The sequence below is a fragment of the Lentzea nigeriaca genome (genome assembly GCF_016907955.1).
GTDB lineage: Bacteria > Actinomycetota > Actinomycetes > Mycobacteriales > Pseudonocardiaceae > Lentzea > Lentzea nigeriaca.
The window spans coordinates 300,383-325,036 of the sequence record NZ_JAFBCX010000001.1; the positions used below are offsets into that span (position 1 = coordinate 300,383).

Sequence of the window (24,654 nt, forward strand, 5' to 3'; positions counted from 1 at the left end):
CGCACCCGTCGCGATCACCGGGGCCCAGCAGTACGCGCGGTTCGCCGCCGGGTTCCGCGGCGAACGCGAGGTCACCATGGTGCCCGCACCGGGCTTCCGGCCGGGCGAACTGCTGCCGGCGTCGGTGGAGGCGACCGTCGAACTGCAGGCGGAGCTGGTCTGGAACCGCGCGGGCGGCACGCCGTTCGTGCTGCTCGGCCACTCGTCCGGCGGCTGGCTGGCGCACGCGGTGGCCACCCACCTGGAGCGGCTCGGCTCGCCGCCGGAGGGCATCGTGCTGATGGACACCTACCTGCCGCAGAGCGGGCAGATCGACCGGTTCAAGAGCACCTTCGTGACCAGCGCCCAGGACCGCGAGGAGGCCGTCGGCGGGATCGACGACCTGCGGCTGACCGGCATGGGCTGCTACTTCCGGGTGTTCGCGGACTGGGAGCCGGAGGACACGACCGTGCCGACGTTGTTCGTGCGCGCCACCGAGTCCCTGCAGTCGGTGAGCGGTGAAGGGGAGTCCGGCGACGCCTGGCGGCCGAACTGGACCGCGCCGCACGTCGGCGTGGACACCCCCGGCAACCACTGGTCGATGATGGAAGGTCACGCCGCGGCCAGCGCCGACGCCGTTCGCACGTGGCTCGAACAGCTTTGATGCCAAGGAAGAGGAAGAAGATGACCGAGTTCGTCATGCCCGCGTTCGACCCCGCGCTGCTGCCCCCGTCCGTCCGGTTCGGACTGTCGGACACGCTGCCGTGGCTGGGCCGCATGCGCGCAGCCAACCCGGTGCTGCGCGACCCGTTCGGCATGCACCACGTGTTCACCCACGCGGAGGTCCAGCAGGCGCTGGCCGACCCCGGCACGTTCTCCAGCGACCCGTCGCACGTGATGCCGCAGGCCGCCGCCGAGCTGTCCGCCGGCATGCTCGCGGTGATGGACCCGCCCGCGCACACCAAGGTCCGCCGGATCGCGAGCGCGGCGTTCACCCCGAAGCGCGTCAAGGACCTCAACGAGCGCATCTCGGGCATCGCCGAGGAGCTGCTCGACGCCGCGCCGGAGGACGAGTTCGACTTCGTCACGGCGTTCTCGCAGTACCTGCCGCTGGTCGTGGTCTCGGAGCTGCTCGGCATCCCGAAGACCGACCTGCCGCAGTTCATCACCTGGACCGAGCAGCTGCTCCAGGTCACCGTGCCGAACCCGAACGACGCGGCCGAGATGGACGCCGCCCTGCAGGCCGCCCTGTTCGGCCCGCTCGTGCAGATGCAGCAGTACATGTCCGGCCTGTGCGCCGAGCTGCGCGCGAACCCGCGTGACGGCTTCATCAGCGACCTGCTCCAGGCCGAAGTGGACGGTGAGCGGCTCGCCGACCACGAGGCGGTCAACCTCGCCATCCAGCTGCTGCAGGCAGGGCACATCACGTCGGCGTCGGTGCTGGCCAACTCCGTGCTGAAGCTGGCCGAGAACCCGGAGATCGAGGCCAGGCTGCGCGCCGACCATGCCCTGATCCCCGCCGCGGTCGACGAGGTCCTGCGGTTCACCCCGCCCGTGCCGCGCCTGCAGCGGTTCACCACCAAGGACACCGAGCTCGGCGGCGTGCAGATCCCGGCGAAGAGCATGGTCTTCCTGTCGCTGCTCTCGGCCAACCACGACGAGGCCGAGTTCACCGACCCGGACACGTTCGACATCGACCGCGGCGCCTCCCGCAACCTCACGTTCGGTCACGGCATCCACTACTGCTTCGGCGCGGCGCTGGCCAAGACCGAGGCGAAGCTCGGCCTCGCCGCACTGCTCGACCGCTACAGCGCGATCGAGGTCGTCACCGACGAGCCGGTCGAGTTCTACGAGAGCGAGCTGTTCACGCCGAAGTCGGTCCGCGTCCGGGTGAAGCGGGCGTGACCGGTTCACTGTCCACTGAGGACATCCCTTCGGCGCGGTTCGGCCTCGCGGACCAGCTCGCCTGGCTGCGGCGCATGCGGGAGCGGGGCGAGGTGCACGTCGACGCGTTCGGCAACCACCACGTCTTCTCCTTCGCCGACGTCGAGCGGGTCACCAAGGACCCGGCCACGTTCTCCAGCAACCCGGCCCACGTGCTGCCGGCGGACGTGCCGAACATGACCGAGGGGATGATGCTCGTCACCGACCCGCCGCAGCACGGCAAGCTGCGGCGGCTCGCGGCCCAGGCGTTCACGCCCCGCAAGATGCGCGACCTCGTCCCGCGGGTCGCCGAGATCGCCGACGAGCTGCTGGATCGCGCGCCGGCAGGCGGTTTCGACGCCGTCGAGCACTTCACCGTCGACCTGCCCGCGATCATGATCGCCGAGCTGTTCGGGATCCCCGCCGCCGACGCGGGCGCGTTCCGGACGCTGGTCGAGCAGATCATGGACATCGAACCGCCGAACCTCACGGACTCCGCGGCGGTGCGCGCGGCCGCGGACAACGCGCTGGGCGGCCCGTTCCTCGAACTGATGGGCTACCTGCTGCAGCTGTGCGCACGGCGCCGCGCCGAGTCCGCACCGGGCCTGATCAACGACCTGGTGCGGGCGGAACTGGACGGCCAGCGGCTGACCGACCCCGAGGTCGCCAGCCTGGCGGTGCAGATCCTGCAGGCGGGCCACCTCACCACCGCCGCGGTGCTCGGCCATGCCCTCGTGCTGCTCGCCGAGCACCCGCAGGCGCAGGCGGCCGTCCGGACCGACCGCTCACTGATCCCCGGCGCGGTCGAGGAGGTGCTGCGGTGCCGTCCGCCGTCGACGCGCCTGCAGCGCTACACCACGGCCGACACCGAGATCGCCGGGCACCCGATCCCGGCGGGCGCGGTCGTCGTGCCGTGGATGCTCTCGGCGAACCACGACGACGCCGTGTTCGCCGAACCGGACAGGTTCGACATCCACCGCAGCCCGAACCGGCACCTGACGTTCGGCCACGGCATCCACTTCTGCCTCGGCGCGACGCTCGCCCGCGTGGAGGTGGCCGGCGCGCTGAACGCCCTGTTCGACCGCGTTCCCGTGTGGACGGTCGACGACGTCGTCGAGTACCGGGAATCCCATCTGCTGTTCGCACCGAAGCGGGTCCCGCTGGTCGTCAGCACCACCACAACCGATCGGAGAGATCCGGCATGACCGACACCCTCGACAACACGACCGCGCTGCCGGCTTTCCCGCTGCCGCGCGGCAAGTGCCCGTACCAGCCGCCCGCCGGATACGCGGAGCTGCATCGGACGGCACCGCTGTCCAAGGTGAAGCTCGTCGACGAGAAGACGGCCTGGGTCGTCACCGGCTACGCGGAGGCCCGCTCGCTGCTCGCCGACCCGCGGTTGTCCGCCGCCCGCTCGCACCCGGACTTCCCGAACAACGCCAAGATCATGCCCGGCACGGGCATGCCTCAGCCGGTGCCCGAGGGCGACGCGCTGACGTTCGCGCAGCTCGACGACCCCGAGCACAACGCCCAGCGTCGACTGGTGATCCCGAGCTTCACCATGCGGCAGGCCAAGCTGATGCGTCCGAGGATCCAGCGGATCGTCGACGGGCTGATCGACGGCATGCTGGCCGGCGGCACCAGCGCCGACCTGGTCTCGCAGTTCGCCGTGCCGTTCCCGTCGATGATGATGGCGGAGCTCTTCGGCGTGCCCGAGGAGGACCGCGGGGTCTACACCGAGCACGTCCAGTACCTGGCGACGCGGCCGGACATGATGATCCCGGCGATCTACACCCTGAGCGACTTCTACACGAAGCTCTTCGACCGCAAGCGCGCGGAGCCGGGTGAGGACCTGGCCACGCACATGGTCACGAGCTTCGACGAACGGCCGGGCGAGATCGGCTTCCAGCAGCTGCTGAACTCGGCGATGCTGGTGACGGTGTCCGGCAACGAGTCGACCATGACGATGATCTCGCTGGGCGCGTTCGCCGTCCTGAACAACCCGGCACAGGCGGACATCCTGCGCGAGGACCCGGTCGGCGCCGCACCGCGCGCCGTCGAGGAGCTGCTGCGCTACATCTCCGCGGGCGACATCATCTCGCGCCTCGCCACCGAGGACATCGAGGTGGGCGGCCAGACGATCCGCGCGGGCGAGGGCGTCATCCTGGCCACCCCCGCGGTCAACCGCGACCCCGAGGCCTTCCCGTCGCCGGACGAGCTGGACCTGCGCCGTGACGACAAGACGCACCTGACGTTCGGCCACGGCCCGCACCAGTGCGTGGCCATGAACTTCGCCACCGCCGCCCTGGAGGTCGTCTTCTCGACCCTGTTCGCGCGCCTGCCCGGCCTGCGCCTGGCCGTGCCCGCGGAAGACGTGCCGCCGGGCGGCCTGGGCGTGTACCGCGTGGCCGAGCTGCCGGTGACGTGGTGATGGAGAACGCCTGGTTCCGGCGCTTCCACCCGTCCGCGGCACCCGGCGCACGCCTCGTGTGCCTGCCGCACGCGGGCGGCTCGGCGTCGTTCTACTTCCCGGTGTCCCGAGCCCTGGCCCCGGACGTCGAGGTCCTGGCGGTGCAGTACCCAGGCCGCCAGGACCGCCGCCACGAACCGTTCGTGCCGACCATCGGCGAGCTGGCCGACCAGATCACCGCCCTGCTGCGGCAGGAGTCCTCGCTGCCGACGGCCCTGTTCGGCCACAGCATGGGCGCAATGGTGGCCTACGAGGTGACCAGGCGCCTGGAAGCGGCGGGCGCCGCCCCGGAGGTCCTGTTCGTCTCGGGCCGCCGCGCCCCCGACCGCTACCGCGACGACCGCGTCCACACCCGCTCCGACGAGGGCGTGATCGCCGAGGTCCGCCGTCTGAGCGGCACGGACACCGACCTGCTGGGCGACGAGGAGGTCGTGCGCATGATCCTCCCGGTGCTGCGCAACGACTACCGCGCAGTAGAGACCTACCGCCACGAACCCGGCGCACTGCTCTCGACGCCCGTGGTGGCCTTCACCGGCACCGAGGACCCGGTCGCACCGATGCCGGACGTGGAGGCGTGGACCGAGCACACCACCGGCGGCTTCGAGCTGATCCCGTTGCCCGGCGGGCACTTCTTCCTGACCCGCCACCAGGACGTGCTGCTGCGGACCATCACCGGACGGCTGGCGGGCGCAGTCAGCGCCTGACCACGCCAGGAGGTCCGCTGGCCGCACTGTGCCCTGGCCGGCGGACTTCCGGCAGCCCGAGACCGCGTTCCTCGCTCAGGCAGGTTCTCGTTCTCTCAGTGCCGTCTCGATCGCCTTCACCGCGTCGAGTGCGACGTGCCGGAGCAGGTGGCCGTAGATCTCCGTTGCCGTCGACAAGGTCGAGTGACGCAGTGTCCTGGATGCCATGGCCAAAGGAACTTGCGAGCTGAGCATCGTGGTCGCGACGAGGTGACGCAGGTCGTGCCCATCGAGCCGGACAGCCCTTGGTGTGCGAGGGCACGGACGAACCTTTCTCGACAAGGAGGAAGGTTCGCGGCCACGGCAGCACGATCGACAGAAGCCGATCGTGACCGCTCACCCAGCTGCTCGCAGGTCGTGCTTGTCCAGCCAGGAAACGATGGCGGTGGCGATTGCTTCGGGCTGGTCCTCCGGGGTTTGGTGGCCGGAGGCGAGATCGTGCGCGGCGATGTCGAGACTGGCGATGTTGGCGGCGCACCAGTCGATGAGCTCCGGGGTCATCATCGCGCCGAAGAGGGGCTGGAAGGTGATCAGCAGCTTGGGCACGTCGTTACTGGCCGCGAGCCACTCGTCGTAGCGATCGACCCTGGCCACGACGTCGGCAGGCTCGCCGTCCAGCGGCATCGATCGTGCCCAGCGCAGCAGCGGTCGGCGGCTGGCCGGCGTGGGGTACGGCTTGCGATAGGTTTCGAAGTCCTCATCGGTGAGCCTGGCTGTCATGCTGGGCAGTGACTCGATGAACGCGTTCTGGTCCAGCATCATCGTCTCGCCCACCCCAGGCGTCTTGATCGACCGGAACAGGTCACGGCCGGCCTCCGGGAATTCCTGCCAGGACATCGGCTTCACGATTGTCTCGGTGAACGCGATGCCCCGTACGCGGCCGGGATGGCGTGCGGCCCAGTCGAAGGCGAGCGCGCCGCCCCAGTCATGACCGACCAGTACGACGTCGTCGAGGCCAAGCGCGTCGAACCAGGCGTCCAGATAACGGGCGTGATCGTCGAAGGTGTAGTCGATGTCCGGCTTGCCGGAGTCACCCATGCCGATCAGGTCCGGCGCCAGTCGTCTGCCTGGGTCGCCGACGGCCGACATGATAGGCACCCACCCGTACGACGACGTGGGATTGCCGTGCAGGAAGACGATCGGCGACCCGGTTCCGGTCTCTCGATGGAACATCGTCGAGTCGAGAACATTCTTGGTAGGCATGAGAAATTCCTCTTGTCGCGTTGAGTGAGCGTCAGATGTCGAGACCCAGCGGGCGGTCCATCGCGATCTCGATCAACGGCTTCGCCTTCCCGCGGGTCACTTGACGGCAGCGATCTTGCGCGCCGAACATTCGGCGACCGGCTCAGGCAGGGCGTGTTCCCTGTCGCTCCGGCTACCACGATCATGTTCGCTCTCGAGTCCGAGGTCGTTTTCTGACTCGGCCAATTTACTGTCGAGGAGCTAGTAGGTACCCAGAGGAAAGTATTGGGAACCAGGGTGAAAGTGACCGAGCTCACCGAGATCGATCCCGGAGCAGGCCTGCTCGATCACACCCGTGGTCGACATCGGGTTCGGGCGACAGAGGCCAACGATCAACGACCCCGGAAGGAAGCATCACCAGCAGTAAGGAATGTGTGACGACAGCTGGTTTGCGCTGATGACTGCGCCTGCCTCGCCGTCGGGCGTGCACTGGACTCACCGGGATGATGCGCCGCGTCGGCGAGCATCATGGTCGGGATCTTCCTGATGGTCTCGACCGTGCTGCCGGCGAGGCCGTTCTTGCGGCCGATCCGCGATGACGACCGGATCACCCTGTGCGGCCGCGGCCAGGGTCGCAAGTGGACCAGCGACGACGGGCGGCTCGTGGTCGAGGGCTTCCGCCCGCGCGGTCGCCAGGCGGGTCCGGACGTTCACGGTCACACCGAGATGACGACCTTCGCGCGGGCGTGCTCGATCTCGACGTAGTCGATGGCAGACGCCGTTTCGCTCAGCGGATAGGTGCGGTCGATGATCGGGGTGACCTGACCGGCCTCGATGAGTTCCCGCAGTGCGGCCAGGTTCGTCCAGCTGGGCGTCTCGGAGTGCACGACCACGCGTCGGCGGGCGAACGGCGCCAGCAGCTTCGCCCTGATCACCAAGCCCACCGGGCCGAAGAGGCTGCCGCCGCGGGAGACACCACCGCCGGCGATCATCAGGAGTCCCGACGGGGTCAGCGCACGGCGGAGCGACCGCAGCGAGTGGTTGCCCACCAGGTCGAAAACCACGTCGTACCGTTCGTGGGCGCGCGTGAAGTCCTGCTGCGTGTAGTCGACGACGTGGTCGGCGCCCAGATTCCGGACCATCTCCACGTTTCGCGTGCTGCACACCGCGGTCACGGTGGTACCGAAGGACTTCGCGAGCTGCACGGCGAACGTGCCGACCCCGCCCGACGCTCCGTTGATCAGAACCCGTTGTCCCGGTTGGACCTTCGCGACATCGCGGAGTCCCATGAGCGCGGTGTTGGCCGCGAGCGGGACCGCGGCCGCCTCGCCGAAGGTCAGGTTCACCGGTTTCCGGTCGGCCTGGCCTTCCGGGACGGCCACGTACTCGGCGAACGCGCCTTCGAGCCGGCCGAGGTCGCCGTACACCTCGTCGCCCGGTCGGAACCTCGTGACGTTCCTCCCGACGGCCGTCACCGTGCCCGCGAAGTCCCTGCCCCGGATCCGGCGCTTGGGGCGGCGGATTCCCATCGTCAAGCGGGCGAGGTACGGGTCGCCTCGCATCACGTGCCAGTCCCAGGCGTTGACCGAGGAGGCCCGCACCTCCACCAGCACGTCGTCGTCCCCGGTCACCGGGACGTCCGCGGTCCCGAACTCCAGCACGCCGTACCGGTCCTGCACGATCGCCTTCATCTCTTCTCCTTGAGGTTGAGCCATTCCGCGACGGCGAGGTTGATCACCCAGCCGGCTATCAGCAGCAGTTCGCCGACCAGGGCGCCGGGCGTGCCGACGGCTGCGAACCAGACCGCCGTGACCACCGCCTGGGTGCCCGCCCCGGCGCCGATCGCATAGGCGCGGCGCATCCACGCCTGGTGGGCGATCACGTTCCGGCGGCGGATCGCGGTCAGCCCCAGGACGAGCGAGGTGGCCATGCCCGAGCCGAACACCAGGCGGAAGGCGTTGATCAGGTCGCCACCGGGGTTCGGGAAGAACACCGTCAGCCACAGGCCGGCCAGGGCTGCGACGAGTCCACTGAGGACGACCACGCGTCCGGCGAGCCGATGCCAGGCGCGGCGCCGCAGGCCTGGCACGAACTGGAACGCGCCGAGCACGCAGAACGTGGTCGCGCCCACGATATGCAGCAGGACCGGTACGGGCGCGGCGAAGAACCTGGCGTTCTCCGCCGTGATCCGCGCCCCACCGGTCAATTGTGCGACCCGGAAGGCACCGGCCACCACCGGTACCGCGCTGAGCAGGATGAGCAGGGCCGGTACCCGCCACTGGGGTCTGGGCCGCGTTCGCGTCGTGGTCATGCGCACAGCGTGCCGGTCGGAACCCCTGCGGCTCATCGGAAGTTGGGCCGCGGCCGTGTCGTCCTAAGGTCCGGTGGCGGTGTCGTACTTTCGGCCGGTCTCGTAGGCCCACATGGCGATCTCGACCCGGTTGCGTGCGCCGAGCTTCGTCATCAGGCTGGTGATGTGTGACTTGACCGTGCTGAGCGTGATGTAGAACTCGCCGGCGATCTCGTTGTTGGTCCGTCCTCTGGCGACGGCGGCGAGGATCTGTTCCTCCCGGTCCGTGAGCGGGTCGACGGGTTGCGGCGGCGGCGCGGCGGGCCCGGCGGCGGCGAAGGTCGCCAGCAGGCGCGCGGTGACGCTGGGTGCGATGAGCGCGTCACCGGCCGCGGCCGCGTGTACGGCCTGCGACAGCATGTCGGCGCCCGCGTTCTTGAGCAGGAAACCCAGCGCGCCGGCACGCAGTGCGGCGTAGACGTACTCGTCGAGGTCGAACGTGGTGATGACGACCACGGCGAGCGGGTCCTCGACGCCGGGCCCGGCGAGCCTGCGGGTCGCCTCGATGCCGTCCAGCTCGGGCATCCGGATGTCGAACAGGCACACGTCCGGTCGCAGCCGCCGGGCGAGTTCGACGGCCTCCCGCCCGTCCGCGGCCTGACCGACGACCTCGATGTCGGGTTGTGCGCCGAGAATCATCGCGAGGCCTGTTCGCACGATCTCCTGGTCGTCGGCGACGATCACTTTGATGGTCATCTCGGCAGCACGGCCGTCACGGTCCAGCCCTGTCCCGCGTTCGGACCGGCCTCGCACGTGCCGCCGAGCAGGCTGGCGCGTTCGATCATGCCGACGAGTCCGTACCCCGGTGAGCCGGCGGGGCGGAGCTGGCCGTCGTCGCTCACCCGAAGGCGCACCGCGCTCTCGTCGACCTCGACACGCACCTCGATGCGCGTCGCGTGTTTCGCGTGCCGTCGGGCATTCGTGACCGCCTCCTGCGCGAGGCGGTAAACGGCGGCGCTGACCGGTGACGGCAGACCACCGGCGTCCCCGACGATCGCCACGTCCACCGGCGGCCGGGAACGGGTGGCGAGCCGTTCGAGATCGGCGACGCGGGGGCCGGGGGACAGGTCGGCCTCGGTGCGCAGAAGCCGCACCATGCCACGCATCTCGTCCAGCGCGCTTGCTGCCTCGGCGTCGATGAGGCGCAACGCGTCGACCGCGGCGTGCGGATCCGAGTCCGCCATCGCGATCCCCGCCTGCGCCCGGATGGCCATGGCCGAGACGTGGTGCGCGACCGTGTCGTGCAGGTCGCGGGCCAGTTGTTCCCGCTCGAGCAGCTTCACCTGGTCCAGTTCGCGAGTCCGGGCCCTTGACCGGAACCGGAACGCCGTACCGAGCGCCATCGCGGAACCCAGCACGACAACACCGCCGAGCGCGTCCGTCGGGAGCAGATGACCCAGAGTCGCGGAGAGGCCGATCTTGCCCAGCATGACCCCGACGCCGAGCACCGCCTCGCGCCCGGATCCCCAGCGGAACAGCGCGTACGGCAGCAACACCTGGTGGACCAGCGCGTACTGCTGGGGGAACTCGGTACCCACCACCAGCGACGACAGCTCACACACACCGAACGAGACGACCACCATCAGCAGCGGCCTGGACCGTCGCCACAGCAGCGTCGCCACCAGCCCTGCCGTCACGGCTATGGAGAGCGGCCGCCACTGGAGATCGGGTCGAAGCAGGCCTTCGAGCACCGCGGCCGGCACCAGCACGCCGACCAGCACCCAGTCCCGCCACACCCGCGTCGGCGCAGGGGCGGGCCGGGGTTCCAGCCAGACAGAACGAACAAGGGCGAGCACCCGCCCATGGTAAGAGCAGCCCCACCCTCGCAGATCAGCCGAAAGTACGCAGCAAAGGCCCTGAACTCCCGAGTCTCTCGTCCGGCCCCGGCCAAGGAGGTGTGCTGGGGCCGCCGATTTCCGGAAGCTGAGGTTGATGACGTTGTCGGGCGGCGACGAGCCGTGCGGACAGGACCCGGCCAGTGCGCCGGCACCACCGACCGCGAGGAAGAGCCCGAGTGCCGCGGCGGACAGCCCGAGTTCGCGCACGAACACCACGGGCCGCATCGTGTTGATCATGATGATCGAGATCGTGGTGCACATGCCGGAGGCGAGGTGTGGACGACGACCAGCACCGTCCGCTCGGTGGGCACGGTCCGCCAGCGGGGGACCGTGCGGTTCGAGCGGCACCTTCAGCCACCGGCTTGACGACACGATCTCACTCCCGCGGATGTTCGAACCGGCGCGAGCTCGCGGCGATCGAGCGCGACGCCAGACGAGCGGAACGTCAGCTCGGCACGCTCGCGAAGGTCTCCTCCACCCAGTCGGCGACGAAGTCCCGGACGTATGGCAGGTGGTCCAGTCCGATGTGCTCCGCGCCGCCCTCGGCGCCGGTGAAGATCCGCAGCTCGCGCTTGGGGCTGTTGACCGCCTGGTCGTAGGAGCGGTGTGCGTAGGCGAGAGGGATCTGCCGGTCGTTTTCGCCGTGGCAGATCAGGAACGGCACGGTGATCTTCTCCACGACTCCGTCGAGGTGCACGTCGTCGGCGTAGGTGAGGAAGGAGTCGAGGTCGTCGAAGCCCCACACCCACAGGACGTGTTCCCAGTAGTGGGGGACCGGACGTTCGCCCTCGCGTTCGACGCGGCGGCGCTGCACCGCGCCCCAGTCGTGGTTGGCGCCCCAGGCGACGACGAGCGCCAGGCGCTTCTCGAACGCGGCCGCTCGTGGGGCGTAGTAACCGCCGAGCGACCATCCGGCCAGGCCGATTCGTCGCGGGTCGACGTCGTCGCGGGTCTCCAGGTGGTCGACGCACGCGGCGGCCCACACCTCCGTCTCGATCCGTGACGTCAGGCCGCCCAGGCGCAGCGCCTCGCCGGAGCCGGGGGTGTCGACCATGAGGGTCGAGATGCCGCGTGCGGCGAGCTCGTCGGAGATCCCGGACAGGTAGATGTGCTCCTTCGTGCTGTCCAGGCCGTTCCACATGATCATCACGGGGGCCGGGCCGTGGTCGGCCGCGGGTGCCTTGGTGAAGTAGGCGGGCAATGTGGTGTCCCCGAAGGGGATGGAGACCCGGCTGGTGCGGGGATCCGCCAGAGCGAAGGACTTCTGCATGAGGTCGAGGCAGCGCTCGTAGGTGGTGATGCGGACGGGGGAGGACGCGCTCTGCATGCGTTCGGCCTGCACCAGGTAGTTCGTCGCCCGCGCGTAGAGGCGGCCAGCGTTGCGGGTTCGGCCGGCTTTCTCCGCCGCCTCCGCCTGGCTGACCAGGGTGTCGGCCAGCTGTGTCCACGCATGGAGGAACTCGGCGGTGCCGGCGTCCTCACCGCGTCCGGCCGCCTCGCGGATCGGCCGGCAGGCGCGGTCGACCTCGTCGATCAGGCCGCCGCTGTTGAGCGTTGCCACGACGCTCAGGTTCCACACGTAGTTGCCGGGGAAGTACTCGAACACGGTCGATCCTTTCGTGCGGGTGTCAGGGGCGGAGGGCGTCGCTGATCGACTTCACTCCGCCGTGGGCGGTCAGGCCGCCGTCGACGGGGATCTCGGCGCCGGTGATGAACGAGGCGTCGTCGCTGATCAGGAACACCACCAGCGGCGCGACCTCGTCGGCGGATCCGGTGCGGCCCAACGGTGTCTCGGCGATGTTCGCGTCGCGGAACGCCGGGGACGCCGACGCGGTCATGGGTGTCTCGATGTAGCCGGGATGCACGGCGTTCACGCGGATGCCGCGACCACCGAGCTCCAGGCAGGCGCTTTTCGTCAGTCCTCGCACGGCCCACTTGCTGGTGGTGTAGGCGAGCGGGTAGTGCCCGGTCAGCGCCGCCGCCGAGCCGAGGGTGACGATCGAGCCGCCGGCGCTCATCAGCGGCAGCACGGACTGGACGGCCAGCAGCACGCCGCCGACGTTGATCGCGTGGACGCGGGCGAGGTCCGCCGGATCGAGGTCGCCCAGCCGCGGGCGCAGGGTGATGCCCGCACTGGTGACCAGGCCGTCGATCCGCCCGTACCGCCGGGCGACGTGGGCGGCGAGATCGGACCAGCCGTCCGGGTCGGTGACGTCGAGGCGGTGAAAGTCCACATCGGACTCCTCGGAGGTGCCGAGGTCGACGCCGATCACCTCGGCGCCTTCCGCGACGAGCAGACGTGCCACCGCCGCGCCCAGCCCACGACCGGACCCGGTGACGAGCACGACCTTCCCGACCACCCGGCCGGTCACCGGGCACGCGTCCGGGAACGGGCAGCGCGGACCGGCGGCAGTTCGATCCCCGCGACGACCCGGTTGCGGATGGTCCCGATGCCCTCGACGGTCATCTCGACGACGTCACCTGGCCGCAGCGCAGGCGGGTCCTGCTCGCCGCGCCTGCCCCACAGCTCAGCGAGGCAGCCGCCGTTGCCGCAGGTGCCGGACCCGAGCACGTCGCCCGCGCGGACCCAGGTGCCGCGTGAGGCGTAGGAGACCAGCTCCTCGAACGGCCACCCCATGTTCGACAGCAGGTCGTGGCCGATCTCGACGTCGTTGACCGAGACCCGCATGTTCAGCGCGAGAAACCCTTCCTCGTCGCGGAACGGCTCGAGCTCGTCGGCCGTCACGAGCCACGGGCCGAGCGTGGTGGCGGAGTCCTTTCCCTTGGCCGGGCCGAGGTTCACCTTCATCTCGCGGCGTTGCAGGTCCCTGGCTGACCAGTCGTTGAACACGGTATAGCCGAAGATCGCGTCACGGGCCTGAGCAGGCGTCAGCGAAGACCCGTCGCGGCCGATGACCGCCGCCACCTCCAGTTCGAAGTCGAGCAGTCGCGAGCCTGGTGGTACCGGGACGTCGTCGTGGGCGCCGATCAGGGCGTAGGGGTTGGTGAAGTAGAACGTCGGCGCTTCGTACCACTCCGCGGGTACTCCCGAGCCGCCGGACACGCTGGCGACGACGCCTTCCACGTGCTCCTCGAACGCCACGAAGTCACGGATGGTGGGCGGTGCCAGCGGGGGCAGCAGCCGGGCGCGGCCGAGGGGTGCGGGCGGGCCGGTGAGCGCGGCGGCACCGGCGGCCAGTGCCGCCGGCAGTCCGGCGCGAACGAGGTCGAGGACGGTGGTGCCGGGAGGCAGAGCGTGCAGGCCGTCGTCCGCGACCACACCCGCGTGCACCGAGCCGTCCAGCTCATAGGTGGCGAAACGCATCGGGACTCCTCACACGGGCGGTGCGACGAACAGACCCTTGTCCGGGTCGTTGAACGACTTCTGCGCGACGAACTCGTTCATCGCGTTGGCCGTGCCCCACTGGTCGGAGACCTCGGGCCGGCTGAAGTCGTAGAGGTGCGGGTGCCAGGTGTCCTCGTCGACCAGTTCCAGTTCGGTCGTGTACTCGACGGTGTTGCCGTGCGGGTCGAGGAAGTAGCTGAAGGTGTTGTTGCCCGCCAGGTGCCGGCCGGGACCCCAGATCTTCTCCACCCCTGCCCGCAGCAGACGGCCGGTGCCTCGCATGTACTCGTCGAGGCCGCGCAGCTCGAAGGACGCGTGGTGCAACGACGGGTGCGGGCCGCGGGCGATGGCCATGCTGTGGTGCCATGAGTTCACCCGCATGAACCACATCATCTCGCCCATCCGCGGGTGCATCAGCGTGTCGGACAGGCGGAAACCCAAGTGACGCTCGTAGAACGCGACGGTGCCCTCCGGGTCGGCGGAGTTGACGACCACATGGGACAGTCGCACCGGGACGGGCTCGCCCTCCTCCACCTTGCGGTGCTTGCGGATCGCGACGTCGGCGCTCACCTCGACGGTGCGGCCCTCGTTGTCGAAGAAGCGGAACCCGTAGCCGCCACCGGGAGTCTGCAGCACGCCTGGCTCGCTGACGAGGGTGACACCCGAGACGGCCAGTCGTGCGGCGAGGGTGTCGACGTCGGACGGGCCGGCTGCGCCGAAAGCGATCAGGTCGATCCGCTTGTCGGCGGCCTGGCGCAGCCGGACCACGTACTGCTCCGGCGAGCCTTCCGCTGCCAGGAAGGAGATGCCGGTGTCGCCGTGCTCGGCGGTCAGCCCCCAGGCACCGGTGAAGAAGTCCTGCTGGCGGGCGAGGTCGGGCACGGCGAGGTCGACGTGCCTCAGGTGGGTGATCAGGCGGTCGGTCACGGTGATTCCTCCAGTGCGATCACGCGGGGGTGGACACGAGGCCGGCGATGCGGCGGATGAGACCGGGCGCGTCGCCCTGCTCGCGGTCGAACAGCCACTGGGCGAGCTGGTTCGACGCCGCCACGACCTCTGCGGCGCGGCCGTGGCGGCGCGCGGTGAAGGCGTCCCACAGGGTGTCGTCCAGGGCGTCGCCGTCGATCAGCAGCTCGGTCAGTACCGTCGCGTCCTCCAGTGCCTGGGCACCGCCCTGCGCGAGGGTGGGCGGGCACGAGTGGGCGGCGTCGCCGATCAGCACGACCCGGCCGCGGTGCCACGGCGCCGGGAGCAGGTGGGTCTCGAAGTTGGTGTGGTTCACCCGGCTCGGATCGGTGAGCGCGGACCGGATCTCGTCCCACGGTCCGTGGTACGCGGAGGCGAGCTCACGCACTCTTTCCAGCCGTTGCGCCGGCGTCAGTCCACTGTGGTCGCCCGCGTCCTCGACGACGTAGGCGTAGAGCGAGTCCTCGCCGGTCGGGGTGTACCCGGCGAGGTAGCACGGACCGCCGTAGTACAGGTCGGTGCGGGTCACGCTCGCCGGGCGCGGGCCGAACACGCGCCAGATCCCCATGCCGGTCGGCTTCGGTTCCAGCTCGATACCGACCATCCGGCGGGTCGCCGAACGGATGCCGTCCGCGCCGACCACCAGGTCGTACCGGCTCCTCGAGCCGTCGCTGAGAGTGACGTCGACACCGGTGCCGTCCTGCTCCAGGTTGGTCGCCATGAGCCCGAAACGGGTCTTCACCCCGGTCGCGGCCGCCTGGTCCAGCAGAATCCGCGCCAGCAGCGGGCGGGGCATGCCCACCGTGGCCGGCAGGTCGGGGCCACCGCTGCGCACGTCCGGCAGCTCGACGAGCAGGGTGCCGTCGCGGTCGGGTGCGCGCAGGCCGAGGCTGTCGTACGCGTACCCCGCCCGGCTGACCCGCTCCCACACCCCGAGCCGCCGCAACTCGCGCAAGGCGTTGCCCTGCAACGTGATCCCGGAGCCGATAGCGGCGATGTCGGGCTTGGCCTCGATGAGATCGACGGCCACACCGTGGCGCGCGAGCTGGATCGCCGTGGCCGTTCCGGCGAGACCACCGCCGATCACGAGCACGTTGTTCACCGCGGGCATGAGGACTCCTTCGTCCGTGCGGTCTACTTGACTGCGACCTACTTGACTGCGATGGGGGCGACCGGGGCGCCGACCGCGCCCGTCACCGGCAGCGGGGCGGCGGTCAGCCAGAACTCGTGGACGCCGTCCGCGGCACAGTCCTCGGCTAGCGCGTCGAGGTCCCACATCTCGCCCAGGAACAGGCCGATGTGCGGGATCGCCACCTGGTGCAGCGGCTGGAACGCGCCGTCGAACTCGTTGGGCCTCACCTCGAGGCCCCACGTGTCGGTCGCGATCCCGGCGATCTCGGTGTCGTGCAGCCAGTCCAGCGTGGTGAAGGACAGGCCGGGGGAGTCGCCGCCCGCGTAGTCACCCCAGCCCTCGCGCCTGGCCCTGGTCAGCCGTCCCGTCCGCACCAGCACGAGGTCACCCCGGCCGACCCGCGCACTGGGTCCGTGCGCCGCGATCGTGGCTTCCAGGTGCTCGGCGGTGATGGCGAAACCGTCGGGCAGCTCACCGTCCACTCCGGACACACGTCCGACGTCCAGCAGCACGCCACGCCCGGCGATCAGCCCCGCCGTGGTCTCGATGCCGGTGAACCGGTCGCCCTCGCTGGTCACGACGTCACCGGCACGGCGGCCGTTGTAGGCCAGCCCGTGGTCGAAGATGTGGCCGAGGCCGTCCCACTGCGTCGAGGCCTGCAACGGCATGAAGATCACGTCGTCGGCGCCGCCGATGCCGTGTGGGAAGCCCTGCGTGCCGCGTTCGGCGTCCACGCCGGTGTCGAGCATGGTGTGCACCGGGTTGGTGCGCCGCCGCCAGCCCCGCTGCGGGCCGTTCGCGTCGAACCGTTGGGCCAGCGAGAAACTCGCACCCCTGCGGACGAGCGCCGCGCCTTCCCTGCGCTTGGCGTCGGTGAGGAAGTTCAGGGTGCCCAGGACGTCGTCGGCGCCCCAGCGGCCCCAGTTGGAGCACCGCTTGGCCGCCGCCGCGATCGCGCCCTCGGGATCGTTCCGGTCCATGACCAGACGATCGCGGTCAGCGTGCGCATCAGGGAAGCCGAATTCGTCTATGTGCGGTATCACTGCCATTGATACCGTTGCGGTTGTGAACCTCGCGCGCCTCGACCTGAACCTGCTGGTGGCGCTGGACGCGTTGCTGCAGCAGCGCAGCGTCACCCGTGCCGCCGAGCAGATGGGACTCAGCCAGCCGGCGGTGTCGGCCCAGCTCGCCCGTCTGCGCCGGCACTTCCACGACGACCTGCTGACCAGGGCGGGCAACCAGTACCGGCTCACCCCGCTCGCCATCCAGCTCAAGGAACGTGTGCGGGTGGTGCTGTCCGGTGCGGAGCGGGTGTTCGCCGCCGAACCGGACTTCGACCGGGCGTCGTCGGCCCGCGAGTTCTCTGTGCTGATCAGCGACTACGCGGTGGCGACCCTCGGTTCGGCGGTGGCGGGGCTGCTCGCCGCGGAGGCGCCGCGGAGCAGGCTGCGGATGGTCTCCAACACGACTGCGCTGGTCGACGACGCCCACAGGACGTTGGTCAACGCCGATCTCATGGTCATCCCGCACGGGTTCGTCGAGGACCTGCCCCATCGCGACCTCTACCGCGACGAGTGGGTGTGCCTCGTCGCGGCCGGCAACGACGAGGTGGGTGACGCCCTCACCGTGGCGCAGCTGGCGACCATGCCGTGGGTGGTCACCTACCACGGGCCTACCGCGTACACGCCCGCAGTGCGGCAGATGCGGATGTCGGGCATCGAGCCGCACATCCAGGTGGTCACGGAGACGTTCCTGACCGTGCCGGGTCTGGTCCGCGACACCGGCCGGGTCGCCCTGCTGCAGCGGCGCCTGGCGGACCGCGTGCCTGCCGAGCTCGGCGTGCGCGTGCTGCCGTGCCCGGTCGAGGTCAGCCCGCTGGTGGAGGCCATGTGGTGGCATCCGATGCACGACGACGACCCCGAACATCGTTACCTGCGCGACCTTTTCGTGCGCGCGTCCGCGGTGATGACCGGCGAGGAGATCCACATCGACGGCACGGATAGTCCACTTAGGCAGAAGTGATTTCCCTGGCCGTTCACGGCTGCCGACACTTCGGCGTGACGCAGGTCATCGAGGACCGGCGCCTACCCCCGGAGATGCCCGTGTCGGACCACACGCTTTCAGCGCACCCCGTCGCCGCGTCTGCCCAGAACCCGGCCACCGGCAGACCCGCCGGCAGGGCCCAAGCCGTGGTGCTCCTGCTGTCCAGCTGCCTGTCGGTGCTCGGCGCCGTGCTGCTCGCACCCGTTCTCCCCGCCATCCAGAACGCCTTCGCCGGCACCCCCGGCGTCGCCACACTCACGCCCGTCGTCTTGACCGTGCCCGCCCTCGTCATCGGTCTCACCGCGCCCCTGGCCGGCCGCATCATCGACCGCCTCGGGCGCAAGCGGCTGCTCGTCGGCGCCCTGCTCGTCTACGCCGTCGTCGGCACCGCGCCGCTGTGGCTCGCTTCCCTGCCGCTCATCGTCGCCAGCCGCGTGCTGGTCGGCCTCACCGAGGCCGCGATCATGACCTGCTGCACGACCCTGCTCGCCGACTACTTCCACGGCTCCCAGCGGCAGCGCTACTTCGGGCTCCAGGTCGTGTACACCACCGTCGCGGCGACCGTGTTCTTCGCCGTGGGAGGACTGCTCGGCGCGAACGGGTGGCGCACCCCTTTCTGGCTCTACGCGGTCAGTCTGCCGCTCGCGTTCCTGGCCGCCCGCCACATCTGGCAGCCGCCTGCCCAGCCGCGAGCGAAGCTGCCCGCGCTGCCGTGGCGGACGCTGCTGGTCCCGGTCGGCGTAAGCCTCGTCGGTGGGCTCGTGTTCTACGTCCTCATCGTCGAACTGTCCTATGTGCTCGATCGCATCGGCGTCACGTCCACCGCCACCATCGGCGCGGTCAGCGCCATCGGCTCACTGGCCACCGCGATCGCCGCCGCCGTGTACGCCCGCGTCGCCCGCCTCGGTCCGGCGACCACCGTCCCGGCAGCGTTTGTCCTTTGTGGACTCGGAATCCTCGGCCTCGCACTCGCCGGCACCCTGCCGATCGCCGCCGTCAGCGCGGTGATCGCCGGACTGGGCAACGGCCTGATGCTCCCCGCGCTGCTCACCTGGGCGCTGGGCTCCCTGACCTTCGAACAACGCGGCCGGGGAACGGGAATCTGGACCTCGGCCGTGTTCATCGGCCAATTCGCCTGCCCGCTCGTCGTGCTGGCTCTCGCCGGCGCCCTCGGTGGCCTGTCCGCGGCCTTGCTCGCGGTGGGAGCCGTCGCCCTTTTCGTGGCCCTGGGCGTCCGGGTCCTCCGCATTGCCTGAGGGTGGCTTACCGAAAGCCGTGGACAGGTTCCCGTGGATGAAGCCGGTGCCGGTGTTCCCGTCCGCGACGGGAACACCGGCCGCTGGTCAGCTCCAGGGAGACGCGGTGAGCCAACTGGTGTCCTGGGCCCATGACGTCGTGGAATCCCAGGTGTTGGTACCGCCGTTGCTGGCGATGTAGGCCGTGTAGTTGTAGTGGCGCAGGTACTTCGTCGGGAAGTTGACCGACTGGAACGAGTTGCCGGTGCCGCTGTTGCCCGTGGTGGAGCAGAAGGTGGCGTCCTGTGCGAACGCGCTGCCGCCGTCGTCGGCGTTCAGGTTGAGCTGGTAGTTGTAATGGCGCAGGAACTGGCCGGGCTTGTTCGCGGATTCGAAGGACAGGCAGGAGGTGTTGGCCAGGCCGGCGCGGACGATCCAGGTGGCGTCGGCCTTGTCGGTGGCCGAGCTCGAGGAGTTGATGGAGGAGATGACGACCTTGGTGTCGGCGTCGTTGTGGCGGAGGTAGTGCGAGGTGCAGCAGGGCGCGGTGGTGGCCCGCAGGGAGATCCGGGAGCCGGGGGTCAGTGAGCCGGTGCTGGTCGATCCACTGCTGTAGCCGGCGGCGGTGATGTTGGCCTGGACGGCGTTCTCGGTGGCGTCCGAGGGGTAGCCCGAGGTCATGACGCCTTCGTAGAAGGTGCCGCGGCCGGTGTTGCTGTTGTCGCCGCCGATGCCGAGGATGATCGCGCCTTGCTTCTTCATCGGGTTGTAGCCGCCGACGGTGGGGCGAATGCCGTTGTAGAAGGTGGACAGGCTGCCCGACTGGGCGTTGCCGCCGCGGATGGCCCACTGGTTCGGGCCGCCCTTGAGGGTGGCGGTCAGGAACCGGTGGTTGACAGTCGGGTCGCCCGCGTTGAACCCGCGGTTGACTCCGGAGAACAGGCCGTTCTCCAGGTCGGCCATGACCCACGGGCCGTTGCCGCTGCCCCAGCCCCAGCCCTTGCTGTTGCCGAAGTAGAGAGCCTCCATGGTGCCGTTGCCGTCGTCGTTGCCGGTCGTCTCGGCGTTGCCGTAGTCGAAGCAGCAGCCGCCGTTGTAGTTCGTGCCATCGAAGATCGCGTACATGCCTTCCGGCTGGTCGCCGGTCGCGATGCCGTTGGTGTTGTTGTTGCGGTAGCCGGTGCCGGGGGCGACGTAGACGCCGTAGGCCTTGTGCCCGCCGACGGTGATCGGCGCCTCGAAGGCGTTGGCCAGGTTGTCGTTGCCGCCCTCGGCCGGCCCTGGCCAGTAGCCCCTGAGCGCCTGGGTGAGCTTGTTGCCCTTGCCGGACTGGTCGTAGATGACGGTGATGACGCAACTGGTGCCAGCGCAGAAGGAGTCCTGCGCGGCGGCGTCGGCGACACCTCCGGCGTTCAGCAGGCCGATGTCCTTGGTCGTGTTGTCGGAGGCGCGCTTGATCTGGTACAGCGGGCCGTTGTAGGCCCCGTACAGGGCGCGGGTGGTGCTGTGCGCGGCCACGCAGGGGGTGTTGCCCGCGGCGTAGATGTCGCACGGCCCCTGGGTGGCGGCCTGCGAGGTGGCCGTGGAGGTGAGCAGTCCTGCGGCGAGCGCGGCAGTGGCACCCGCGGCGAGGAGCGCACGCTGGGCGCGGCGCGGTGGATTGATCACGAGAACTCCTTCTCTGTCGAGTCAGCTCGTCACGCGGAAGGTGGCGTCACCGCGGCCGGTCGCGGTGGTGATCGGGTCGAGCTTCAACTCGTAGGCGTAGTGCCGGATGTAGTGATCGGGGTGGTTGTAGGACTGGAAGGAGCTCCACGACGACGACGCCAGCCCTGGAACCTGGCGGAAGGTCGCGTCGGCCTGGAACTGTGCGGTGCCGTCGTAAGGGGCGAGCACGAAGTCGTAGTTCTGGTGCCGCAGGTAGTAGCCGGGGTAGTTGACGGACTGGAACGACACGGCTGAGGAGTCGGCCAGGCCGGGCATGATCCGGAACTGGGAGTCCTGGACAGGGCTGACGTTCGCGTCGATGCGCACGTCGAAGTTGGCGTGGCGGACGAAGCGGTCGGAGAAGTTGAACGACTGCAGGCGGTTGATCGGCCTGCTGACGCCGTACTTGCCCAGTACGCGGCCTTCCTCGGCGGCGGTCAGGCTCATGATCCCGCCGTGGCGCTTGCGGTTGGTGCCGAGCGCGTAGTCCGACACAGTGCGGAAGTTGTTGGTGCTGCCGAGGTTCGCCGACGTGATCGGCATGTACCCGCGGCCGGTCTTGAACTGGTCGAGCCACAGGGCCCACTCGGTGCGGTCGTTGAACTTCATCCACATCGGACCCTCGACCACGTTGCCGCCGGTGGCACCGTTGGAGATGCCCATGTGGGACAGGTCGCCGATCCTCGTCCACGAGCCGAGGATCGAGTTGCTGCCCTCGATGGTGATCTGCCCGTCGGCGGAGGCGCGGTAGTAGCGGAAGCCGCCGACGCTGGTGGGCGACTCGACGATCTGGGTGTCGATGGTGAACTGCGTGCCCGGCCGGTCGATGTAGACGGCCGGCGCGCTGACCGTGCGGAAGTCACGCGTGCGCGTGTAGTAGATCCGGTGCTTCTTGATGCCGTTGAGCGTCGCGTTCGTCGCCCAGTAGACGATGTAGTCGCCCGAGGCCGGGTCGAAGATCGCCTCGGGTGCCCACGCGTCGCCCGCGCCCGGGATGGCACCGGCCACGTTCAGCAGTCGCGGCGCCGACCAGTTCACCAGGTCCGCTGACTCCCAGACGACGAGGGAGGTGCTGCCGCGGTTGACCGCGTCGTCCCACGACTCGCCGCTGCTGGTGTGCAGGTCCGTGGCGATGATCCAGTACTTGTCGCCCGCGGGGGAGCGGACGATCGCGGGGTCGCGCACACCCTTGGTGCCCACAGTGGACAGAAGTACCGGGGCACCGTCGTTCAGGTCGGTCCAGTGCAGGCCGTCCTTGCTGTGGGCGAAGTAGATCTGTTCCCCGATCGTGCCCTCGGTGAAGTGCGCCATGAGGTAACCGGTGAGCGGGTCCGCGGCAGACGCACGGTCCACCCCGACGAGGATGTGGGCGGTGAACAGCAGCAACGCTGCGAGCAGGGCGGAACCCAGGCGTGACAGGGTTCGTTGCACGGTTTTCCTCCTGCGGATCAGAGGGTGGGGACGATCGGGGCGATGGTGCCGTCGGCGTTGAACGTCATGCGGTCGACGGTGACCTCGCGGTTGGTGCCGTTGCCCCCTGGCACGGCGAAGCGGTGGTAGGCGATGTGCCAGGTGTCGGTGCCGGGCACCTGGACCACCGAGTGGTGGCCGGTGCCCTTGATGCCGAGCTCGAGGCGCTTCTGGAGCACGACACCGCGTTTGGTCCACGGTCCGAACGGTGACGGGCCGGTCGCGTAGGCGACCTGGTAGTTCTCGTCACGGGTGTCGTTCTCGGACCACATGAAGTAGTACGTGCCGTTGCGCTTGAACACGAACGAGCCCTCACGGAAGTTCGGTGTGGTGATCGTGCGCACCGCCGCCGGGTCGAACGAGACCATGTCGGCGTTCAGCGGTACGACATGCGCGGCGCCGCTGCCCCAGTACAGATAGGACTGCCCGTTGTCGTCGGTGAACACCGCCGGGTCGATGGCCTGACCGGAGTAGGCGCCTGCCCGGACCAGCGGCTTGCCCAGCGCGTCGCGGAACGGGCCGGTGGGCGAGTCGGACACGGCGACGCCGAGGTGCTTGGCCGTGTCACCGGAGGCGGCACCGCCGCTGAAGTACAGGTAGTAGCGGCCGTTCTTGGCGACGACTGCCGGCGCCCACGCCGAGTTGTCCGCCCAGGACACGTCCGGCCCGTGGTCCAGGATCACGCCGTGGTCGGTCCAGTTGACCAGATCGGTCGAGGAGAACGCCTTGTAGTAGGGGGAGGACCAGCTCGCGTAGCCGTCGGTCGTCGGGTACAGGTAGTACCGGCCGTTGAAGTACGTGATGTGCGGATCGGCGAACAGGCCGGGGATGACCGGTCCCTTCGTGCTCTTCGGTGTCCACGGAGCGGTCAGCCGGAAGGAACTGTCCGCGCGGAACCGCTCGGTGTCCTGGAAGGTCTCCACCCACAGCTCGAAGTCGCGGTGCCGCAGTCGCCGGTCCGGGAAGTTGAACGACACCAACGACACCGAGCCCGCCACCGAACCGTCGGTTGGACAGAACGTCGCGTCTTCGCGGAACACGGGTGTGCCCGTGTTGGCTTCCAGGCGCACGCGCAGGTCCCTGTGGCGCAGGAACATCCCGTTGGCGGCCTGGAACGAGTAGCACGACGGCGACGCAAGACCGTTGACGACGGTGAAAGTGGCGTCCGACTTGGTCTGCGCCGAGCTGCCAGAGGTCACCGGGTCGAGCCGGCCCAGGTAGTCGGCGTGCCGGAGGAACCTGCCGGGGTAGTTCACCGACTCCAGCGACCGCGCCCCGGTGGGCAACGTGGCTGCGGACGCCGACGGTGGCAGGGTGATCGCCGAGGCGAGGACGAGAGAGGACACCGCGAGCAGACGCGCTCGTCGGTCCATGATGTGCTCCGATCTTCGTTGAGCGGGGCGATGGAGATGTTGCAGGGACTGCCGAAGTGAGCGTTAACATCCACTGTTCAGGCGAAGTGCGATGCAACCGCAGCGGGTCTCGACGTGCCGATCGGTGATGCCATGCCTGCTCACTCCCTGCGTCTTTGCAGCGGTAGCTCGGTCGATGGAGGGTTGGGCTCACGGGTCGCCGTGGTCGAGTCAATGGCTGCGGACCAAAATTGTGAGCGCTAACATTCGCTGGCCGAGCTAGATGAAAACATAGCGGCAACTTTCACGTCAATGGCTCGTGCTCATCCGTGCGGCCCTCCGGGGCGTCGTGAGCAAAGGTTTGCCCTGGTAGCTGTGGCGGCGAAGGTCGTACAGGCGGCCGTGCCATCCACCGAGAGCGCCTGTCGTCGTGGAGATTCGAGCCGAAGCTGGCTCTGTTAGCGCTAACAGGCTTGACACGTTTCAGGTGACATGTCCTCGGAATCGAACTGTTGACAACGCGTCAACGTGGAGGTTACCTATACGCCACACCACGATCGGGCACCGACCTGCCACGCAGAGCAAATTGTTAGCGATAACATCCGTTTGATCGGTGGTGAGAGAACTGGTGCGACCCCGACGGAGAGGTTGTCCACGATGCGATGCACCCTGCCGCTCCTCGCACCAGACCGGTCACCGGGCCACTGCCCTGGTGAGAGCAGGGCGGTCGCCTTCTCACTGCTGGTGTCCGCAGAGGTGACACCCAGGTCGGCCGCCCGACGCTGACCGGCACGGCGCCCTCGTGCCCCGAACGCGGAGTCGGGCGCCGGTCTGCCGCCTCCGATCGACACGGACGTCCGTCGTCGATCACTTCATGTTGACGAGCCCAATAGGTGTGCCCGCGGCTGTGCGTGCAGC

21 protein-coding genes and 2 pseudogenes are annotated in these 24,654 nt (G+C 69.3%); 8 read left to right on the plus strand and 15 right to left on the minus strand.

Translation table 11 applies throughout. The annotated features are described in order from the left end of the window. Positions 1 to 7: 7 nt before the first annotated feature. From JOD27_RS47370 to JOD27_RS00915, 5 genes and pseudogenes are all read left to right on the plus strand, one after another. Positions 8 to 643: pseudogene (locus JOD27_RS47370) on the plus strand (alpha/beta fold hydrolase); the annotation flags it as partial. A 20-nt stretch (positions 644 to 663) separates the two neighbouring features. Further along, positions 664 to 1,884: a cytochrome P450 gene (locus JOD27_RS00900; RefSeq protein ID WP_204760190.1), complete on the plus strand. Its 1,221-nt coding sequence runs from the start codon at positions 664 to 666 to the stop codon at positions 1,882 to 1,884. Then, positions 1,881 to 3,107, plus strand: a complete 1,227-nt coding sequence (locus JOD27_RS00905) for a cytochrome P450 (protein ID WP_204760191.1) — start codon at positions 1,881 to 1,883, stop codon at positions 3,105 to 3,107. Before JOD27_RS00900 ends, JOD27_RS00905 begins: the two co-directional genes overlap by 4 nt. Beyond that, positions 3,104 to 4,333: a cytochrome P450 gene (locus JOD27_RS00910; RefSeq protein WP_204760192.1), complete on the plus strand. Its 1,230-nt coding sequence runs from the start codon at positions 3,104 to 3,106 to the stop codon at positions 4,331 to 4,333. Before JOD27_RS00905 ends, JOD27_RS00910 begins: the two co-directional genes overlap by 4 nt. Further along, complete coding sequence (locus JOD27_RS00915) at positions 4,333 to 5,076, plus strand: thioesterase II family protein (protein ID WP_204760193.1); 744 nt, start codon at positions 4,333 to 4,335, stop codon at positions 5,074 to 5,076. Before JOD27_RS00910 ends, JOD27_RS00915 begins: the two co-directional genes overlap by 1 nt. Positions 5,077 to 5,151: 75 nt before the next feature. On the opposite strand, the gene JOD27_RS45780 is transcribed toward JOD27_RS00915, so the two are convergent. Together JOD27_RS45780 and JOD27_RS00925 are read right to left on the minus strand one after the other, a co-directional pair. Beyond that, a complete protein-coding gene (locus JOD27_RS45780; protein ID WP_275591542.1) occupies positions 5,152 to 5,397 on the minus strand; it encodes a tyrosine-type recombinase/integrase in 246 nt (81 codons plus the stop codon). Between the two features lie 54 nt (positions 5,398 to 5,451). After that, positions 5,452 to 6,324 (minus strand): annotated as a pseudogene (locus JOD27_RS00925) (haloalkane dehalogenase); the annotation flags it as partial. 501 nt (positions 6,325 to 6,825) lie between these two features. On the opposite strand from JOD27_RS00925, the gene JOD27_RS00930 reads away from it, so the two are divergent. After that, complete coding sequence (locus JOD27_RS00930; RefSeq protein ID WP_204760196.1) at positions 6,826 to 7,062, plus strand: hypothetical protein; 237 nt, start codon at positions 6,826 to 6,828, stop codon at positions 7,060 to 7,062. On the opposite strand, the gene JOD27_RS00935 is transcribed toward JOD27_RS00930, so the two are convergent. The 10 genes from JOD27_RS00935 to JOD27_RS00980 form a co-directional block, all read right to left on the minus strand. After that, the gene (locus JOD27_RS00935) at positions 7,014 to 7,988 is read right to left on the minus strand and encodes an NAD(P)-dependent alcohol dehydrogenase (RefSeq protein WP_204760197.1); all 975 of its coding nucleotides are present in this window, start codon (positions 7,986 to 7,988) and stop codon (positions 7,014 to 7,016) included. The genes JOD27_RS00930 and JOD27_RS00935 overlap by 49 nt on opposite strands. Next, positions 7,985 to 8,608, minus strand: coding sequence for a DUF2306 domain-containing protein (locus JOD27_RS00940; RefSeq protein WP_204760198.1), 624 nt, complete (start codon positions 8,606 to 8,608; stop codon positions 7,985 to 7,987). The genes JOD27_RS00935 and JOD27_RS00940 overlap by 4 nt, the downstream gene beginning before the upstream one ends. Before the next feature lie 63 nt (positions 8,609 to 8,671). Then, positions 8,672 to 9,343: a response regulator transcription factor gene (locus JOD27_RS00945; RefSeq protein ID WP_204760199.1), complete on the minus strand. Its 672-nt coding sequence runs from the start codon at positions 9,341 to 9,343 to the stop codon at positions 8,672 to 8,674. Then, entirely contained in the window at positions 9,340 to 10,857 is a 1,518-nt protein-coding gene (locus tag JOD27_RS00950; protein WP_307829798.1) for a sensor histidine kinase, read from the minus strand. Before JOD27_RS00950 ends, JOD27_RS00945 begins: the two co-directional genes overlap by 4 nt. Before the next feature lie 73 nt (positions 10,858 to 10,930). Further along, positions 10,931 to 12,091 (minus strand): alpha/beta hydrolase family protein, encoded by a 1,161-nt coding sequence (locus JOD27_RS00955; RefSeq protein WP_204760200.1) that lies wholly within the window; start codon positions 12,089 to 12,091, stop codon positions 10,931 to 10,933. A gap of 22 nt (positions 12,092 to 12,113) precedes the next feature. Continuing rightward, on the minus strand, positions 12,114 to 12,857 hold the full coding sequence (locus tag JOD27_RS00960) for an SDR family NAD(P)-dependent oxidoreductase (protein ID WP_307829800.1): 744 nt from the start codon (positions 12,855 to 12,857) through the stop codon (positions 12,114 to 12,116). Further along, complete coding sequence (locus tag JOD27_RS00965) at positions 12,854 to 13,810, minus strand: fumarylacetoacetate hydrolase family protein (RefSeq protein ID WP_204760201.1); 957 nt, start codon at positions 13,808 to 13,810, stop codon at positions 12,854 to 12,856. The genes JOD27_RS00960 and JOD27_RS00965 overlap by 4 nt, the downstream gene beginning before the upstream one ends. A 9-nt stretch (positions 13,811 to 13,819) precedes the next feature. Continuing rightward, positions 13,820 to 14,758, minus strand: coding sequence for a VOC family protein (locus tag JOD27_RS00970; RefSeq protein ID WP_204760202.1), 939 nt, complete (start codon positions 14,756 to 14,758; stop codon positions 13,820 to 13,822). Positions 14,759 to 14,777: 19 nt separating this feature from the next. Then, entirely contained in the window at positions 14,778 to 15,908 is a 1,131-nt protein-coding gene (locus JOD27_RS00975; protein ID WP_204760203.1) for an FAD-dependent oxidoreductase, read from the minus strand. 38 nt (positions 15,909 to 15,946) lie between these two features. Then, the gene (locus JOD27_RS00980; protein WP_204760204.1) at positions 15,947 to 16,909 is read right to left on the minus strand and encodes a cyclase family protein; all 963 of its coding nucleotides are present in this window, start codon (positions 16,907 to 16,909) and stop codon (positions 15,947 to 15,949) included. Between the two features lie 85 nt (positions 16,910 to 16,994). Between JOD27_RS00980 and JOD27_RS00985 the strand changes: the two genes are divergently transcribed. Both JOD27_RS00985 and JOD27_RS00990 read left to right on the plus strand, forming a co-directional pair. Further along, positions 16,995 to 17,951 carry a LysR family transcriptional regulator gene (locus JOD27_RS00985; protein WP_204760205.1) on the plus strand — a complete coding sequence of 319 codons (957 nt, stop codon included), beginning with the start codon at positions 16,995 to 16,997 and terminating at the stop codon, positions 17,949 to 17,951. A gap of 35 nt (positions 17,952 to 17,986) precedes the next feature. Then, positions 17,987 to 19,228: an MFS transporter gene (locus JOD27_RS00990; RefSeq protein WP_307829801.1), complete on the plus strand. Its 1,242-nt coding sequence runs from the start codon at positions 17,987 to 17,989 to the stop codon at positions 19,226 to 19,228. A gap of 87 nt (positions 19,229 to 19,315) precedes the next feature. On the opposite strand, the gene JOD27_RS00995 is transcribed toward JOD27_RS00990, so the two are convergent. From JOD27_RS00995 to JOD27_RS01005, 3 genes are read right to left on the minus strand one after another with little or no spacing between them, the layout of a single operon-like run. Continuing rightward, on the minus strand, positions 19,316 to 20,875 hold the full coding sequence (locus JOD27_RS00995) for an alpha-L-arabinofuranosidase B (RefSeq protein ID WP_307829802.1): 1,560 nt from the start codon (positions 20,873 to 20,875) through the stop codon (positions 19,316 to 19,318). 21 nt (positions 20,876 to 20,896) lie between these two features. Next, complete coding sequence (locus tag JOD27_RS46380) at positions 20,897 to 22,345, minus strand: glycoside hydrolase family 43 protein (protein WP_204760206.1); 1,449 nt, start codon at positions 22,343 to 22,345, stop codon at positions 20,897 to 20,899. Positions 22,346 to 22,362: 17 nt separating this feature from the next. After that, a complete protein-coding gene (locus tag JOD27_RS01005; protein ID WP_239566270.1) occupies positions 22,363 to 23,757 on the minus strand; it encodes a family 43 glycosylhydrolase in 1,395 nt (464 codons plus the stop codon). Between the last annotated feature and the right edge of the window lie 897 nt (positions 23,758 to 24,654).